The sequence below is a fragment of the Homoserinimonas sp. OAct 916 genome (assembly GCF_003260275.1).
Taxonomy (GTDB): Bacteria; Actinomycetota; Actinomycetes; order Actinomycetales; family Microbacteriaceae; genus OACT-916.
The window spans coordinates 1-324 of the sequence record NZ_QJHB01000083.1; the positions used below are offsets into that span (position 1 = coordinate 1).

Annotated in this window: 1 protein-coding gene; it reads right to left on the reverse strand. The window is 44.4% G+C overall.

Annotated elements, in window-relative coordinates:
* A partial coding sequence (locus DL891_RS17640; protein ID WP_232819252.1) for an AUX/IAA family protein occupies window positions 1–232 on the reverse strand: 232 nt, incomplete at its 3' end.
* Window positions 233–324 lie beyond the last annotated feature (92 nt).

Genomic DNA, 324 nt, shown 5'->3' on the forward strand with positions numbered 1-324 from the left:
CCGGTGGCCACCCCACAACTTGTGCCTTTGTGGGTGGAGCGTTTTCTCTTTCAATTTTCTTGGCGTCCAAAGGAGCATTGGTGGATTTTGGCTGATCTTCATTTGTGTCAATTGGCAAAGCTCTCTTGTTGTTGCCTCTAGAGCATGGAGAGTCTTTGTCACAGCCCGGTAACCCTAGCCTGAGCTCTGTGGCCTCAAGGTTGAGATCATTGTCCTTCTCAAACGTTGTCATGTAATCTTCTTGTTTTTTTTTTCTTCAAATCTTGGGATGGTTTTTAGTAATTTACAAGAGCAACAAGTGTTCTCTAAATTCCGGGTGAGAGA